A 13,794-nucleotide genomic window follows, 5' to 3' on the forward strand; every position below is an offset into this window, starting at 1 on the left:
GCGCGCCGCCCTCTCCCGGGGTCACAGGCCCAGTGTCCGGCGCACCGCGCTCGACACGGCGATGTCCACGCGGTTGCTCCTGCGGACGATCCCCAGCTCGGAGCGCACCTGCGCTGCGAGCTCGTCGGCGTCGCGCGGGAGGCCGTCGGTCATGATCCACCGGGCCAGCTCGTCGAGGTCGTCGTCGCCGTAGGCGGCGATGGGCAGCCCGGGCTCGACGTCGGGTCGGCTCGCGCGGCGGACCGCCTCGCGCGGCTGCGGCACGTCCCCCTCGGTGAGCAGAGGAGCGGTGACCACGGGGACAGGCGCCGACGGGTCGACAACCTCTCCGGCAAGACCGTCAGCGTCGGCGAGCCCTGCGATGTCTCCGGCGTCGTCGAGACCGACCAGCGGGATCGCCCCGGTCACCGGCATGCGGGCCGCGCGGCGGCGCGCCTCGATGTCCAGGACGGTCTCGCGGATCCGCATGGCCTGACCCTCGGGGTCGAGGAACAGCGAGACGGACCACACCTGGACCACAGACCAGCCCAGACGTTCCAGCCGCTCGGCGCGCTGGCGGTCCCGGACGCGGATGCTCGTCTCTGCCGTGTAGTCGGCGTCGTCGGTGAGGACGGCGACGAGCAGCTCGTCGGGCAGGTCGGGGTGGCCGACCACGAGCGGGATGTGCTCGCCGTCGGCGGCGCCGTGGTGCGTCTCGACCGTGAGCCCTGCGCGGAACAGTCGCTCCGCGAGGTCCAGGACGAGGCGGTCCGGGTCGGGCTGACCCTCGATGAACCGACCGACGTCGTGCACAGGGCTGGCCGACCGCTGCTCCGCGAAGTCGAGGAGCGAGCCGAGCAGCTGGGCTCCCGCGCCGCGCAGGCGCTCGGGGTCGAGGTCCTCGGCCCCGAAGCACGAGACGACCGTGAGGCGGCGTCGTGTCGAGCCGATCGCGTTGAGGAGCAGGGAGTCTCCGGTGGGCCCGGACACGTCGCCGAAGTTGTGCAGCACCCGGCCGTGCGGGGTCCGACCGAAGCCGACCGAGAAGATCACGGCCTCGCGGCTCAGCCCGGCGACAGACTGCAGGTCGGAGACGACCACGGGCTCACGGCGCGAGGGGTCGAAGAACGGGCCGAGGGCCGCGTTCTGGCGCACCTGCCCGAGGATCGCCTCGCGGATGCGGTCGGCGTGCGCGCGCGACCCGGTGATGATCCCGAGGGACTCGTCGGGACGGTCGAGGGCGTGCATGATCGCGAGCTCGACCACCCGGTCGACCTCGGTCTGCGTGGACTCGACAGCACCCGACACGGGGTCGGGCATGCCGACGCCGTCGACGGTCTCGAAGAAGACCAGACGCTCCTGGGAGGGCAGCGGCATCGGGTGCAGGACACCCGCGTAGCCGTGCTGCGACAAGAACTGCGTGAGCTCGGGGTCGCGCCGCGAGGCGTCACCGGCGAGGCCGACCGTCGGCAGCAGCTCCGCGAGGCTGCGGACAGCCTGACCCGGCGCGCAGCGGGCGTCGCCCACCACGACGATCTGGCGGCCGCGGGCGATCGCCGACAGGACGGACTCGACGGGCAGGTGCTGCGCGGCATCGAGGATCACGAGGTCCACGGTGCGGTGCGCGGGGAGCACGTGCGGCACGAGGGTCGGTGTCGCGATCATGCAGGGGCGGAGCTTGCGCAGCACGTCGCCGTACTCGTCGGCCACGGTCCGCAGGCTCGTCAGCGACTCTTCCACGAGGAGCGCGAAGAGACCCTCGGCCTGCTCCCTGTTGTCGCGGAGCGCTCCGTGGATCTGCGCGACGGCAGCCGCGCGGATCGGGGTGGCGAGGGAGTCGACGTGCTCGCGGTCGAGGGTGCGGAAGGTCTCGGCGAGCGCCTCGATGCCCCGGCCGCCGACCTCGGCGACGTAGGGGTCCGCGGCGAGGATCTGCTCGAAGACCGAGCTCCACCAGGCGAGGTCGAGCTCGGCCTCGACCAGCCCGCGCTCGACGCGGCGGGCGGTGAGGTCGGTGAGCAGCGTGCCGAGCCCGTGAGCCGTGAGGCTGCGGACCAGACGGGTGCGCTCGGGCAACGAGGTGAGCGCCCCGCGGTCGTCGAGCAGACGCTGCAGGCGCTCGGTGAGGTCGCCGAGGGTCATCCCGGCGAGACCGGCACCTGCCGAGGTCGTCGCGAGGACGGCGTCGAGGGCTGTGAGGTCCTCGACCACGTCGCGGTAGGTCTGCTCGATGGCTGCGAGGCCCTCCGGCAGTCGCGGCCATCCGCCGGACGGGCAGTGCTCGGCCCAGGTCTGGCGCTGCGCCTGGACCTCGAGCAGCGCAGAGTGCAGGTCGGCGACGCGTGAGCCGGGACGGATCATGTCCTTCGCACGCTTGACGAGGCGGCGGCGGTGCAGCCCGCTCATCTCGACGTCGTGCTCGTTGCGCCACTGACGGCTCGCCGTCGCGGCGACCAGGTCGTCGGCGGTCCGCTCGAAGACCATCGGCTGGAAGACCTCGAGGGTCGTGCGCATGCCGGCGAGCATCTCGATCTGCTCGCCCCAGGCGGAGACCGTGCGGGCGGCCTGCAGCCCGGTGTCCTCGACCACGGCGTCCATCTGCCTGCGGAGGTCGGCGAGCGAGACGTCGAGCAGCCGGGTGATCCGGGCGACGGCGTCCTCGGCCGTGGCGTCGGTGTCGATGTCAGCCCCGTACCAGGGCGAGGTGCCCGGCTGGGCGGAGAACGCGTCGAGGGACGCGGCGCGGACCAGGTCGGCGCCGACCTCCTGGCGCACCGAGGCGATGCGCGCGAGCGTCGCGGCGTCGAGCCTGACCGTCGTGGCGGGGGTCGGTCGTTCGGAGGTGAGCCGGGCCAGTGCCTGGAGCGCGTCGTAGGCGGAGATGTCCCACGGAGCACGCAGCTGGTGCAGGCCGTCGATCATCCGGGTGAGCCTGGACCGGGTCTCCACGAGGGCGAGGCGGGTGTCGGCGATGCGCGCGGCGTCGACAGTCGGCGCCTCGAGGGTCATGGCACCGAGCAGGCGGCGCGACACCGAGGTGCGCCAGCTGGGGCTCGGGGTGACGTCGAGGACCAGGTCCCCGAGACCGAGGTCCTCCAGGCGCGCGGTGAGCGCGTCGGCGGCGCGACGGTGGCCGGGGACGTACAGGACGCTGCGGCCGATGGCTGCTGCCTCCGCGACCACCGCTGCGACGGCGCCTGTGGCGTCGGCGCCCACGGGGGCGTCGACGAAGAGGTGGCTGCCCGTGGCGAGCGCGTCCAGGACGTTGCGGCCCGAGGGGTCGAGGTCGCCGACACCACGCTCCATGTTGGGCTCGGCGTCGCCCGTGCGCAGCGCGGGCATCGAGGCGGCGAGCGAGTCGATGGCTCCCTGGTCCCCGGCGAGAGCGGCGATGACCTCGTGACGGTCCAGCCCGATGTTGAGGTCGTCGAGGTCGTCGACGAGCATCTGCCCGGGGTGGGCGAAGGTCCCGACGAGCAGCTTGTCGGTCATGGTGAAGTCGGCGAGCACCGCCGAGCCGAGGGCGTTGATGCGGTCGAGGGCGACGGCAGGGTCGAAGCCCGAGCCCGTGAAGGCACCGCGGGCGAGGGCGGCGGCGTCGAGCAGGGCTCCGCGGGAGCGCAGCGCCCGGGCCAGCACGGGGTTGATCTCGGCCGTGGGCTCGAGGGCGAGCTCGTAGTCGGTCTCCCCTCCCCCGCGGGCCTCGATCTCGATCGGGCGCAGCAGGACCGGGGCGCGGACCGTGCGGCCTGCAGCGCGGGAGGCCTCGGCCGCGGCGTCGTCGTAGACCCCACGGTCGGACCCGCCGGAGAAGGCGACACGGGCGAGCGCTGCGACGTCGTCGGAGGTCTCGTCGACCTCGTGCTCGGTCCAGGTCGCGAGCCCGATCGCCAGATACGTCGGAGCGATGCCGTAGCGCTCGGCCTGCTCCTGGGAGCGCTGGGCGACGGCGCGCGCGCGGCGGCGGGCGACGGGCAGCGAGCTGCCCTCGCGGAAGATGTTCGCCAGGCGGGTGCTGCGGCCGGCGAAGAGCTGGGCGATGCCCGACGGGTGCGCGGCGGTGAGGTCGAGGACAGCGTCGCCGAGCAGACCGACGTCGGCGAGCGTCGAGCCGCCGGCCAGCGAGACCAGGGTCGAGCGCCAGCGGTCGATCGCGGCGGCGACGGTCTCGGCCGTGGTGGCAGGCTTGACGAGGGTGGGGACCGTGCGCATGGCACGCGTCTCGGCGTTCGCGTCGGCGTCGCCGTGGACCGCGCCGGAGGCGGACTGGTCCGTGCTGGTCATGTCAGGGGTTCTCTCGCTGGACGGGTCGTGAGGCGCAGCCGGGCTCGGGTCGTGGTCGGAGCGGGCCCTGTCGGTCCCCGCCGTCCTGTCGCGATCGGGAGCTGTCACCCCAGCACGGTATCTGGCCGGGACGGCGTTCGTGGCCTGACGCGCCGACGACGAGGGCCACGACGGGCCCGGGCGCTGCTGGAAGGGGTTGTCCGGCACCTCGACGGAGCGGTGACCTGGCCGTCCGTGACCGGGCTGAGCGCGGCGGGAAGGGCGGGGTGCGTCCGGAGAAAAAGGAACAGTGCGTGCCGCGCAGGGGGCAGGCGGCACGCACTGTCAGGGACAACTATGCACTCGCCCAGATCGAGTGTCAACAGGGAAGTTGAATCTTCTTCCAGATCGGTTCGACGGGCTGTTCGCCGCGGTGCGTGGGCGAGGGTCTCACCTGCGGTTCTGCGCTCCGGGGCCCTGCCGGGACCACGTGCGAGAGCGCCTGTCGTGACCCTGGTCACCCACGCGCCCACTCTCGCCAGCCGCTCCTCACCGCAGCCCGCCAGGCCACGACCACCCACCCGCACGCCCACAGGTCCCCACCTCGAGGTCGCACGGTTCACACCCAGGTCGTACGTCAGGCACCGAAGTCGTACGGACACGCCGTCCTGACGCCCCTAGCCCGGAGATCTGGCGTGTCCGTGCGACCTCGCGAGAGCTGCGACGACCTCGTCGGTGTCCTGGCGACCTCGTGGAGAGACGGACGTCTGGGGAGGGGCACCGCGACTCTGGTTGCCGGCCGTGGCAGGGATCACGGGCGACTGTCAGGTAGCCTTGTCTCGCTCTCGCGCCCGTAGCTCAGGGGATAGAGCACCGCTCTCCTAAAGCGGGTGTCGGCAGTTCGAATCTGCCCGGGCGCACCAGTTCTCCCCTGTCTCGGCGTGCACCAGCGCGAGACCAGCGGCGCCCCAGGGCGTCAGACCTTCTTCACCACGCTCGACTTGAGCTGCATCGGACCGAAGCCGTCGACCTTGCAGTCGATGTCGTGGTCGCCCACCCCGTCGACGAGCCTGATGCCGCGCACCTTGGTGCCGACCTTGATGGCGGTCGCGCTGCCCTTGACCTTGAGGTCTTTGACGACGGTGACGGTGTCGCCGTCCTGCAGCACGTTGCCGACGGCGTCGCGGATCTCGCGCGGGCCGTCAGACGCCTCGGCCGGGTCTCCCTCAGCGGGCTCCCACTCGTGGGCGCACTCGGGGCAGACGAGCAGCGCACCCATCTCGTAGGTGTAGACGGAGGAGCACTCGGGGCACGGGGGCAGGGTGTCGGTCACGGCCGCAACCCTACCGATCTCCGGGAGGCGCCCGTACCCCCCGGGCGGCCCCGACCAGGCGGGCTGCTAGATCGCCCGATCCCCAGGCCCAGCACGATGGCGGAAGGCAGTCGACTGCGGGCGATGGCGCACAACGAGCGAGGAGCCTCCCGCCCGGGCCCCGCCCCCACGCACAGAGGGGCCGGGCCCGCCGGACCCGACCCCTCTCGACTGCGGCGTGCCGCTAGCGCTTGCCCACGGTCGCAGGCTCGGCTGCGACGTCCTCGTGCGAGGCGAGGCCGTAGTCGACGTCCTTCGTCTCCTTGGACAGGATCACCGCGACGAGGGTGAGGACCGCAGCCCCTGACAGGTAGAGCCCCACGAGCCAGGTGTCACCGTCTGCCTGGGCCCAGAGCGCGACCGCGACGATCGGCGCGAGCGCAGCGCCCAGGATCGAGCTCACGTTGTAGGCGATGGCGGACCCTGTGTACCGGACGTTGGTCGGGAACAGCTCGGGGAGCAGCGCACCCATCGGCCCGAAGGTCACGCCCATGAGCGTGAAGCCGAGGATGAGGAAGGCCTGGACGAGGCCCCCCGTGAAGGCGGCGTCGGCGCGGGGAACCAGGAACAGGTGGAAGGTCAGCCCGAAGACCACGATGAGGCTCGACACCCCGATGAGCAGCCGGCGACGTCCGATGAGGTCGGCGACGGGCCCGGAGATCAGCGTGAACAGCCCGAAGAAGATCACGCCGATGATCTGCATGATGACGAAGTGCACGTACGGGATGCCCAGACCTGCGGGGTCGGCGTCAGCAGCCTTGGTGCCGTAGGTGAGCGTGAAGCTGGTCATGAGGTAGAAGAGCACGTAGGTCGCGAGCATGATGAACGTGCCGAGGACCAGCTGGCGCCAGTGGAACCTGAACACCGTGGCGAGGGGCGTCTTGGTGATCGCACCCTTCTTCTCGGCCGTGACGAAGGCCTCGGACTCGACGAGCTTGAGCCGCACCCACAGACCGATGATCACCATGACGGCCGAGAACAGGAACGGGATGCGCCAGCCCCACGAGAGGAAGGCCTCCGACTGCAGGAGCGAGTCCTCGGGGTGCGGCAGCACGGCGTTGATGGTGAGGAACAGCCCGTTGGCGATGATGAAGCCGATGGGCGCGCCGAGCTGCGGGAAGGTCCCGTACCAGGCGCGCTTGTTCGCGGGGGCGTTCTCGGTCGCGACGAGCGCGGCGCCGGACCACTCGCCACCGAGCGCGAAGCCCTGCGCGAGGCGCAGGACGAGCAGCAGGACGGGCGCCGCGACACCGATCGAGTCGAAGGTGGGCAGCGTGCCGATGAGGAAGGTCGCGATCCCCATGGTGAGCAGCGAGATGACCAGGGTCGTCTTGCGGCCCTTCTTGTCGCCGAGGTGGCCGAACACGATCGCGCCGACGGGCCGCGCGACCATCGCCGCGCCGAAGACGGCGAAGGAGGCGAGGAGCGCCGTGGTGTCGTTGCCCGTGGGGAAGAACAACGTCGGGAAGACGAGGACTGCCGCGGTCGCGTAGACGTAGAAGTCGTAGAACTCGATCGTCGTGCCGACGAGGCTCGCGGTGATGACCCTCCCGCGGGAGTTCAGCGGTCGGACGGGTGCTGCTGTGGTGGACATGTGGTGCTCCGGTCGGTGGGCGCTCACGTGCGAGGCGTCGTTCGCGGACGGGCGTCCGGGCGGCGGCGCGCTGGCACTGGAGGCTGCAGCGCGGGGCCGGGGGAACAAGAGGCCGTGCTCGACACGTCGGTGACGGTACCGAGGAACCGTAGTCCTGTCTCACCATGAGGCCAGAGCGCCTCCAGCATCTGGACACGCGGGCTGGGTCAGGCCGCTCGGCAGCCGATCGCCGCGTCACGCTCCGCCCTGGGCGGACACCCCGGGCGCGACGGCCGAGCCGGTGGAAGAATCACCAGATGACCCAGGACACCAACCCCGCACCCGGCACAGTCTCCCCCGCACCCCAGCCCGGCACGCAGCCGGCACTCTGGGTCGAGCGGACCGGCGGTCGCCGGTACGTCGGCCGCAGCGCCCGCGGAGGCGAGGTGCAGCTCGGCGGTCTCGACGTCGAGGGCACCTTCACCCCCGGCGAGCTCCTCAAGATCGCCCTCGCCGCCTGCACAGGCTTCGCCTCGGACGTCACCCTCGCGCGTCGCCTCGGCGACGACTACGCGGCCACCGTGCACGTCGCAGGTGTCTCGGATCCCGAGGAAGACCGCTACCCGGTGCTCACCGAACGTCTCGAGCTCGACCTGTCCGGCCTCGACGACGAGGCCCGCGAGCGCCTGCTGACCGTCGTCAACCGCGCGGTCGACGCGTCCTGCACCGTCGGTCGCACGCTCAAGGCCGGCGCGACCGTCGAGCTGACCATCGCCTCGGTGTCGACGACCGAATGATCTCGGGTGGCGCGGCCCTGGGCAGGGTCGCGCCAGCTCCACCCGGCCGCCCCACCCCCGCTGGCCGACCCACGACGAACCGCAAGGAGCCACTGTGACCCAGAAGCTGTCCTTCGCCCGGACCCCGCTGATCGACGCCGCCCTCGACCAGGCGATCACCCTGCCGTCCTCGACCGTTCGGGCGCACGTCGACAGCCTGCGCCGACGCAACCCCGAGGCGTCGCCCCAGCAGATCGTCACGCTGCTCACCAAGGAGTACTCGCTCGTGCTCCAGGGCGCGGGTGGCGCCGTGGGTGCTGCGGCGGCCTTCCCCGGGGTGGGCACGGGGGTGTCGATGATTCTCAGCGGTGGTGACGTCGCGACCTTCTTCAGCGCCTCGGCCGCCTACGCGCTGTGCGTGGCAGAGGTCCACGGGGTAGAGGCTGACGACCTCGACCGTCGCCGCGCGCTGCTGCTCGCCACGGTCCTCGGCGAGTCCGGCGCGAGGTCGGTCGAAGAGGTGTCCGGCAAGTCGGCGGCAGCCTGGGGCACCGCCCTGATGACGACCATGCCGAAGAGCACGATCCGGCAGGTCAACAAGGTGCTCACGCGGCGGTTCGTCAAGCGGCAGATCGCCAAGCAGACCTCGCTCATGATGGGCCGCGTCATCCCCTTCGGCATCGGTGCCGTCGTCGGCGTCGCGGGTGGGCGGGCGCTCGCCCGCACGGTCGCCCACCAGGCGACCAAGGCCTTCGGCGAGCCGCCCGCGCACTTCGCGCGCGAGGTGGGCCCAGCCCGCTCGAAGGCCTCCAGCAAGGTCTACGAGTCCGTCGAGCCCGGCCGTGCCTCGAAGATCCCGCTGGTCGACCGCGCCCGACGGGCACGGATCGGCCGTGGGAGGTCGAGCGAGGTCGGCTCCGGCCGCACCTCCGGTACGGACGAGTCGTGACAGGCCGTCCGGCAGCGCACGACGCTGCAGCCGAGGGCCGAGGTCTGCGACGGGTGAGCGTCTCCCGGGAGCTGCCCGGGCAGCCCGGTGACGTCTTCGACCTGGTGGCCGACGTCCGCCACCACTCGCGGTGGATCCCGCTGACCTGGGGTTCGTTCCCCGTGGAACCATCGGGCCGTCCGCTCCCCGACGGCCCCCTGCCGTTGGGCGCTCGGTTCACCATGTACAGCCACCCGGGGATCGTCGACCGCATGGAGGTCGTCGGTCTCGAACGTCCCGCCGGCGACGCGCTGAGCGGCACCGAGCGCCACAGGCTCGTGCTGCGCAAGGCCGGACCGCTGCTCGAGGGGACGGCGGGCATCGACGTCGAGCCCGTCGACCATGCGACGAGCCTGGTCACCTGGTGGGAAGAGGTCTACCTCGCCGGACCGCTCCCGGCCCGCCTGACGTCCCCGCTCCTCGGGGTACCCCTCGGTCTCATGCTCCGCCTGGCACTGCACAGGGTGTCCCGCGAGCTCGACGCAGCCTGACCCCGGGCCTGCCCCGGGCCCCACAGGCGCCTCCCGTGACCGGCGAGGTCGCCCTCCCTAGGGCGAGGTCGCCCCTCTGACCTCGAGGTCGTACAGACACGCCAGAACAGCCCCGGATCGCCCGGTATTCGGCGTGTCCGTACGACCTCGCGCGCGAGCTCGGTCCTCAGGTGAGGGGTGGACCCGCGGAGCGCGAGGTGTTCCCGCGCGCTCTCGCAGGTCCGGGCGTAGTGTCGGCCATCACACAGACCGTGCGACGGCCGGCCGGGAGACCCTCCGGACGGCTCAGCGTCACCCCTCGCCACGAGCGACAGCCTGAGGAGCCCGCCGATGACCGCAGCCCACGCCCGCCGTTATCTCATGTGCCGTCCGGAGTACTTCACGGTGAGCTACGAGATCAACCCGTGGATGGACGTGAGCCGCCCGACGGACACGGCGCGCGCCGTGGAGCAGTGGGAGCGTCTGCGCGACGTGTACCTCGACCTCGGGCACACCGTCGACCTCGTCGAGCCCGTGCCGGGGCTCCCGGACATGGTCTACGCGGCGAACGGTGCGACTGTCGTCGACGGTGTCGTCTACAGCGCCCTGTTCACCCACCCCGAGCGTGCCCCCGAGGCCGCCGTCTACCTGCGGTGGTTCGCCGAGAACGGCTTCGAGGTGCACGACGCCCTCGAGCGCAACGAGGGCGAGGGCGACATCCTCACGGTCGGCCCCCTCTCCCTCGCCGGGACGGGCTTCCGCACCGACACGGCCGCGCACGCCGAGGCTGCGAGGCTCTGGGGCCGCGAGGTCGTGACCCTCGAGCTCGTCGACCCGCGGTTCTACCACCTCGACACCGCGCTCACAGTCCTCGAGGGCTCCGAGGGCGGCACCACCCCCGGCAAGGTCGCATACTACCCGGACGCCTTCTCGGCCGAGAGCCGCGCGGTCTTGGCGGACCTCTTCCCCGACGCCGTCCACGCCGCCGAGTCCGACGCGACGGTCCTCGGGCTCAACGCCGTCTCCGACGGCCACCACGTGATCCTCAACCCCGCCGCCACGCGCCTCCAGGCGCAGCTGAGCGAGCGCGGCTACGAACCGATCGGCGTCGACACGACCGAGCTGCTGCTCGGTGGAGGCGGCGCGAAGTGCTGCACGCTCGAGATCCGGGCGGCGGGCTGAGAGGAGCCGACCATGGACGGGACGCACGTCGAGACCAGAGACCACCTGGTGCACAACTACGCGCCGCTCCCGGTCACGGTCGCGCACGGCGAGGGCTCGTGGGTCACGGACACCGACGGTCGCCGGTACCTGGACCTGCTCTCCGGCTACTCGGCGCTCAACTTCGGGCACAGGCACCCGACCCTCGTGGCGGCTGCGGTCGAACAGCTCGGACGCGTGACGCTGACGTCGCGCGCCTTCGACAACGACCAGCTCGGCCCCTTCGCGGACGAGCTCTGCGCCCTGGTCGGCGACTCGCTCGCCCTCGAGGGCACCCACGCCGCGATGCTGCCGATGAACACCGGCGCAGAGGCCGTCGAGACCGCGGTCAAGGCGGTCCGCAAGTGGGGCCACAGGCGCGGGATCGCCGAGCCGACGATCATCGTCGCGCGCGACAACTTCCACGGGCGCACCACGACGGTCGTGTCCTTCTCGACCGACGACGAGGCCCGCGAGGGCTATGGCCCCTTCACCCCGGGCTTCCGCGTCGTCCCCTACGGAGACGCCGAGGCCGTCGCGGCGGCCGTCGACGAGACCACAGTCGCGGTGCTCATGGAGCCGATCCAGGGCGAGGCCGGTGTGGTCGTGCCCCCGCCAGGCTTCTGGGCCTCGCTGCGGACGGTCTGCGACGACGCCGGGATCTTGCTCGTCGCCGACGAGATCCAGTCCGGGCTCGGTCGCACAGGGACGACTCTCGCGTGCGAGCTCTGGAACGTCCGCCCCGACCTCGTGACCCTCGGCAAGGCGCTCGGTGGCGGGATCTTGCCTGTGAGCGCTGTCGTCGGACGCTCCGACGTCCTCGACGTCTTCACCCCGGGCACCCACGGCTCGACCTTCGGGGGCAACCCGCTCGCCTGCGCCGTGGGTCGCGCCGTCGTGAGGCTCCTCGACACCGGTGAGGTCCAGGAGCGTGCCGCGGAGCTCGGTGACCATCTCCAGCTGCGTCTGGACGAGATGGTCGAGTCCGAGCTGCTCACCGAGGTCCGGGGCGCGGGCCTGTGGGCCGGGGTCGACCTGCCGCCGACGTGGGAGTCGGGCCGAGAGCTCTGCCTCGCCCTGCGCGACGCGGGCGTGCTCGCCAAGGACACGCACGGCACCACGATCCGGCTCGCTCCCCCGCTGACCATCACCCTGGACGACCTCGATCTCGGTCTCGACAGGCTGCGGGACGTCCTCGCGACCCGCTGACCTGGACCCGCACAACTGCGCAAGAAAGAAGTAGCCGCCCCTCACAGCCGAGGCACAGGATGGTCGCCATGACCTCCTACGCGATCGAGGCTCACGGGCTCGTCAAGCACTTCGGCACGACGCGTGCGGTCGACGGCATCGACCTCGCCGTCCCCGCCGGCACCGTCTACGGTGTGCTCGGACCCAACGGAGCCGGCAAGACGACAGCCGTCCGCATGCTCGCCACCCTGCTGCGCCCCGACGCGGGCAGCGCGAGCATCTTGGGGCACGACATCCTCCGCGAGGCCGACACCGTCCGCAGCCTCGTCGGGCTCACGGGGCAGTACGCCTCGGTCGACGAAGACCTCACGGGCGCCGAGAACCTCATGGTGCTCGCGCGCCTCTACGGCTTCACGCGGGCTGCCGCTCGACGACGTGGGGCCGACCTGCTCGAGGCCTTCGACCTCACGGAGGCGGCCGGCAAGCAGGTCAAGACGTACTCGGGCGGCATGCGACGCCGGATCGACCTCGCGGCGAGCCTGGTCATGAGCCCGTCCGTGCTGTTCCTCGACGAACCCACCACCGGGCTCGACCCGCGCAGCCGCAACGACGTTTGGGACATCGTCCGGGTGCTCGTCGCCGACGGTGCCACCGTCCTGCTGACCACCCAGTACCTCGAAGAGGCCGACCAGCTCGCGAACCGCATCGCCGTGGTCGACCACGGGAAGGTGATCGCCGAGGGCACCGCCCCCGAGCTCAAGAGCTCTGTCGGCTCAGGCTCGGTCCAGCTGCGTCTCGCCGACCAGAGCCGCCGGGACGAGGCGGCGCGGATCGTCGCCGCGCTGCTCGGTGACCCGGAAGCCGTCTCGTTGTCCCCCGACCCGTCAGCGCTCTCGGCCCGCATCGACAGCAGCGCCGACGGCTCCGCGCAGGCGTACCAGATCCTCCCCCGCCTCCACGAGGCGGGGATCCACGTGCCCGAGTTCTCGCTCGGCCAGCCGAGCCTCGACGAGGTGTTCCTCGCCCTCACAGGTCAGCCGACCGACCCCACGAGCCCGGCAGACGCCGAGCAGCCCTCCGAGGAGGCCACCTCATGAGCACCACCGACAGCCCGACGACGTCGGCCACCACGCTGCGGTCCGCGGTATCCCTCGACAGCCGTCCCACTCGCCCCTCGGCGATCGAGAACACCCTGACCTTCGCCTGGCGGGCCCTGCTGAAGATCAAGCACGTGCCCGAGCAGCTGTTCGACGTCACGCTCACGCCGATCATCTTCACGCTGATGTTCACGTATCTCTTCGGCGGGGCGATCGCCGGCGACACCGCGACCTACCTGCGGTTCTTGCTGCCCGGCATCCTCGTCCAGACCGTCCTCATCATCACCGTGTACACGGGGTTCACACTTAACACGGACATCACCAAGGGCGTCTTCGACAGGTTCAGGTCGCTGCCCATCTGGCGTCCGGCCCCGATCGTCGGAGCACTGCTCGGCGACACCGTGCGCTACACGATCGCCTCGGTCATCACCATCGGCCTCGGGCTCGTCCTGGGCTACAGGCCGGACGGAGGGCTGCCCGGGACGCTGGCGGCCGTGGCGCTGCTGCTCGTCTTCGCCTTCTCGCTCAGCTGGATCTTCACCATCTTCGGCCTGCTGATGCGCACGCCCAACGCTGTCATGGGGGTCTCGATGCTCATCCTCATGCCGCTGACCTTCGCGTCGAACATCTTCGTCGACCCGGCGACCATGCCGTCGGCGCTGCGAGCTGTCGTGGACGTCAACCCGGTGACCCACCTCGTCACGGCCATCCGCGGGCTGATGGGTGGCACCGCCCAGTTCGGCGACGTCGTCTGGGTGCTCGTCGCCGCTGCGGCCCTCACCCTCGTGTTCGCGCCGATCACCATGCGGCTCTACCGCACCAAGAACTGAGCACCAGCCCAGCGCGAGGTCCGGTCGAGACGCCGTGCGGGGGCGGCCGGGCCGGACC

General features: G+C 71.6%; 10 protein-coding genes and 1 tRNA gene. 8 read left to right on the top strand and 3 right to left on the bottom strand.

The window, feature by feature from the left end:
* Nucleotides 1–21 precede the first annotated feature (21 nt).
* Complete coding sequence (locus HZZ10_RS11120; protein WP_179913559.1) at nucleotides 22–4,263, bottom strand: PDDEXK-like endonuclease domain-containing protein; 4,242 nt, start codon at nucleotides 4,261–4,263, stop codon at nucleotides 22–24.
* Between the two features lie 826 nt (nucleotides 4,264–5,089).
* Here HZZ10_RS11120 and HZZ10_RS11125 point away from each other — a divergent pair.
* Nucleotides 5,090–5,165, top strand: a tRNA-Arg gene (locus tag HZZ10_RS11125).
* A 53-nt stretch (nucleotides 5,166–5,218) separates the two neighbouring features.
* Here HZZ10_RS11125 and HZZ10_RS11130 read toward each other — a convergent pair.
* A complete protein-coding gene (locus HZZ10_RS11130; RefSeq protein WP_179913560.1) occupies nucleotides 5,219–5,575 on the bottom strand; it encodes a zinc ribbon domain-containing protein YjdM in 357 nt (118 codons plus the stop codon).
* Between the two features lie 223 nt (nucleotides 5,576–5,798).
* Complete coding sequence (locus HZZ10_RS11135) at nucleotides 5,799–7,208, bottom strand: MFS transporter (RefSeq protein WP_179913561.1); 1,410 nt, start codon at nucleotides 7,206–7,208, stop codon at nucleotides 5,799–5,801.
* A 296-nt stretch (nucleotides 7,209–7,504) separates the two neighbouring features.
* On the opposite strand from HZZ10_RS11135, the gene HZZ10_RS11140 reads away from it, so the two are divergent.
* From HZZ10_RS11140 to HZZ10_RS11170, 7 genes are all read left to right on the top strand, one after another.
* Nucleotides 7,505–7,984 carry an OsmC family protein gene (locus HZZ10_RS11140; protein ID WP_056128448.1) on the top strand — a complete coding sequence of 160 codons (480 nt, stop codon included), beginning with the start codon at nucleotides 7,505–7,507 and terminating at the stop codon, nucleotides 7,982–7,984.
* A 94-nt stretch (nucleotides 7,985–8,078) separates the two neighbouring features.
* Nucleotides 8,079–8,912: a hypothetical protein gene (locus HZZ10_RS11145; RefSeq protein ID WP_056128445.1), complete on the top strand. Its 834-nt coding sequence runs from the start codon at nucleotides 8,079–8,081 to the stop codon at nucleotides 8,910–8,912.
* Entirely contained in the window at nucleotides 8,909–9,442 is a 534-nt protein-coding gene (locus HZZ10_RS11150; protein WP_179913562.1) for an SRPBCC family protein, read from the top strand. Before HZZ10_RS11145 ends, HZZ10_RS11150 begins: the two co-directional genes overlap by 4 nt.
* Nucleotides 9,443–9,772: 330 nt before the next feature.
* Nucleotides 9,773–10,603, top strand: a complete 831-nt coding sequence (gene ddaH / locus HZZ10_RS11155) for a dimethylargininase (RefSeq protein ID WP_179913563.1) — start codon at nucleotides 9,773–9,775, stop codon at nucleotides 10,601–10,603.
* Between the two features lie 12 nt (nucleotides 10,604–10,615).
* Nucleotides 10,616–11,830 carry an ornithine--oxo-acid transaminase gene (gene rocD / locus HZZ10_RS11160; RefSeq protein WP_056128428.1) on the top strand — a complete coding sequence of 405 codons (1,215 nt, stop codon included), beginning with the start codon at nucleotides 10,616–10,618 and terminating at the stop codon, nucleotides 11,828–11,830.
* Between the two features lie 68 nt (nucleotides 11,831–11,898).
* Nucleotides 11,899–12,906: an ATP-binding cassette domain-containing protein gene (locus HZZ10_RS11165; protein ID WP_179913564.1), complete on the top strand. Its 1,008-nt coding sequence runs from the start codon at nucleotides 11,899–11,901 to the stop codon at nucleotides 12,904–12,906.
* The gene (locus HZZ10_RS11170; RefSeq protein WP_056128423.1) at nucleotides 12,903–13,736 is read left to right on the top strand and encodes an ABC transporter permease; all 834 of its coding nucleotides are present in this window, start codon (nucleotides 12,903–12,905) and stop codon (nucleotides 13,734–13,736) included. The genes HZZ10_RS11165 and HZZ10_RS11170 overlap by 4 nt, the downstream gene beginning before the upstream one ends.
* Nucleotides 13,737–13,794: the final 58 nt, after the last annotated feature.

It is taken from the genome of Sanguibacter inulinus (genome assembly GCF_013415325.1).
Lineage (GTDB): Bacteria > Actinomycetota > Actinomycetes > Actinomycetales > Cellulomonadaceae > Sanguibacter > Sanguibacter inulinus.

Bases quoted from the DNA above. Each gene is read 5' to 3' on its own strand.
- HZZ10_RS11120 (WP_179913559.1), bottom strand. From the start codon at position 4,263: ATGACCAGCACGGACCAGTCCGCCTCCGGCGCGGTCCACGGCGACGCC.
- HZZ10_RS11135 (WP_179913561.1), bottom strand. From the start codon at position 7,208: ATGTCCACCACAGCAGCACCCGTCCGACCGCTGAACTCCCGCGGGAGG.
- HZZ10_RS11140 (WP_056128448.1), top strand. From the start codon at position 7,505: ATGACCCAGGACACCAACCCCGCACCCGGCACAGTCTCCCCCGCACCC.
- ddaH (WP_179913563.1), top strand. From the start codon at position 9,773: ATGACCGCAGCCCACGCCCGCCGTTATCTCATGTGCCGTCCGGAGTAC.
- rocD (WP_056128428.1), top strand. From the start codon at position 10,616: ATGGACGGGACGCACGTCGAGACCAGAGACCACCTGGTGCACAACTAC.
- HZZ10_RS11165 (WP_179913564.1), top strand. From the start codon at position 11,899: ATGACCTCCTACGCGATCGAGGCTCACGGGCTCGTCAAGCACTTCGGC.
- HZZ10_RS11170 (WP_056128423.1), top strand. From the start codon at position 12,903: ATGAGCACCACCGACAGCCCGACGACGTCGGCCACCACGCTGCGGTCC.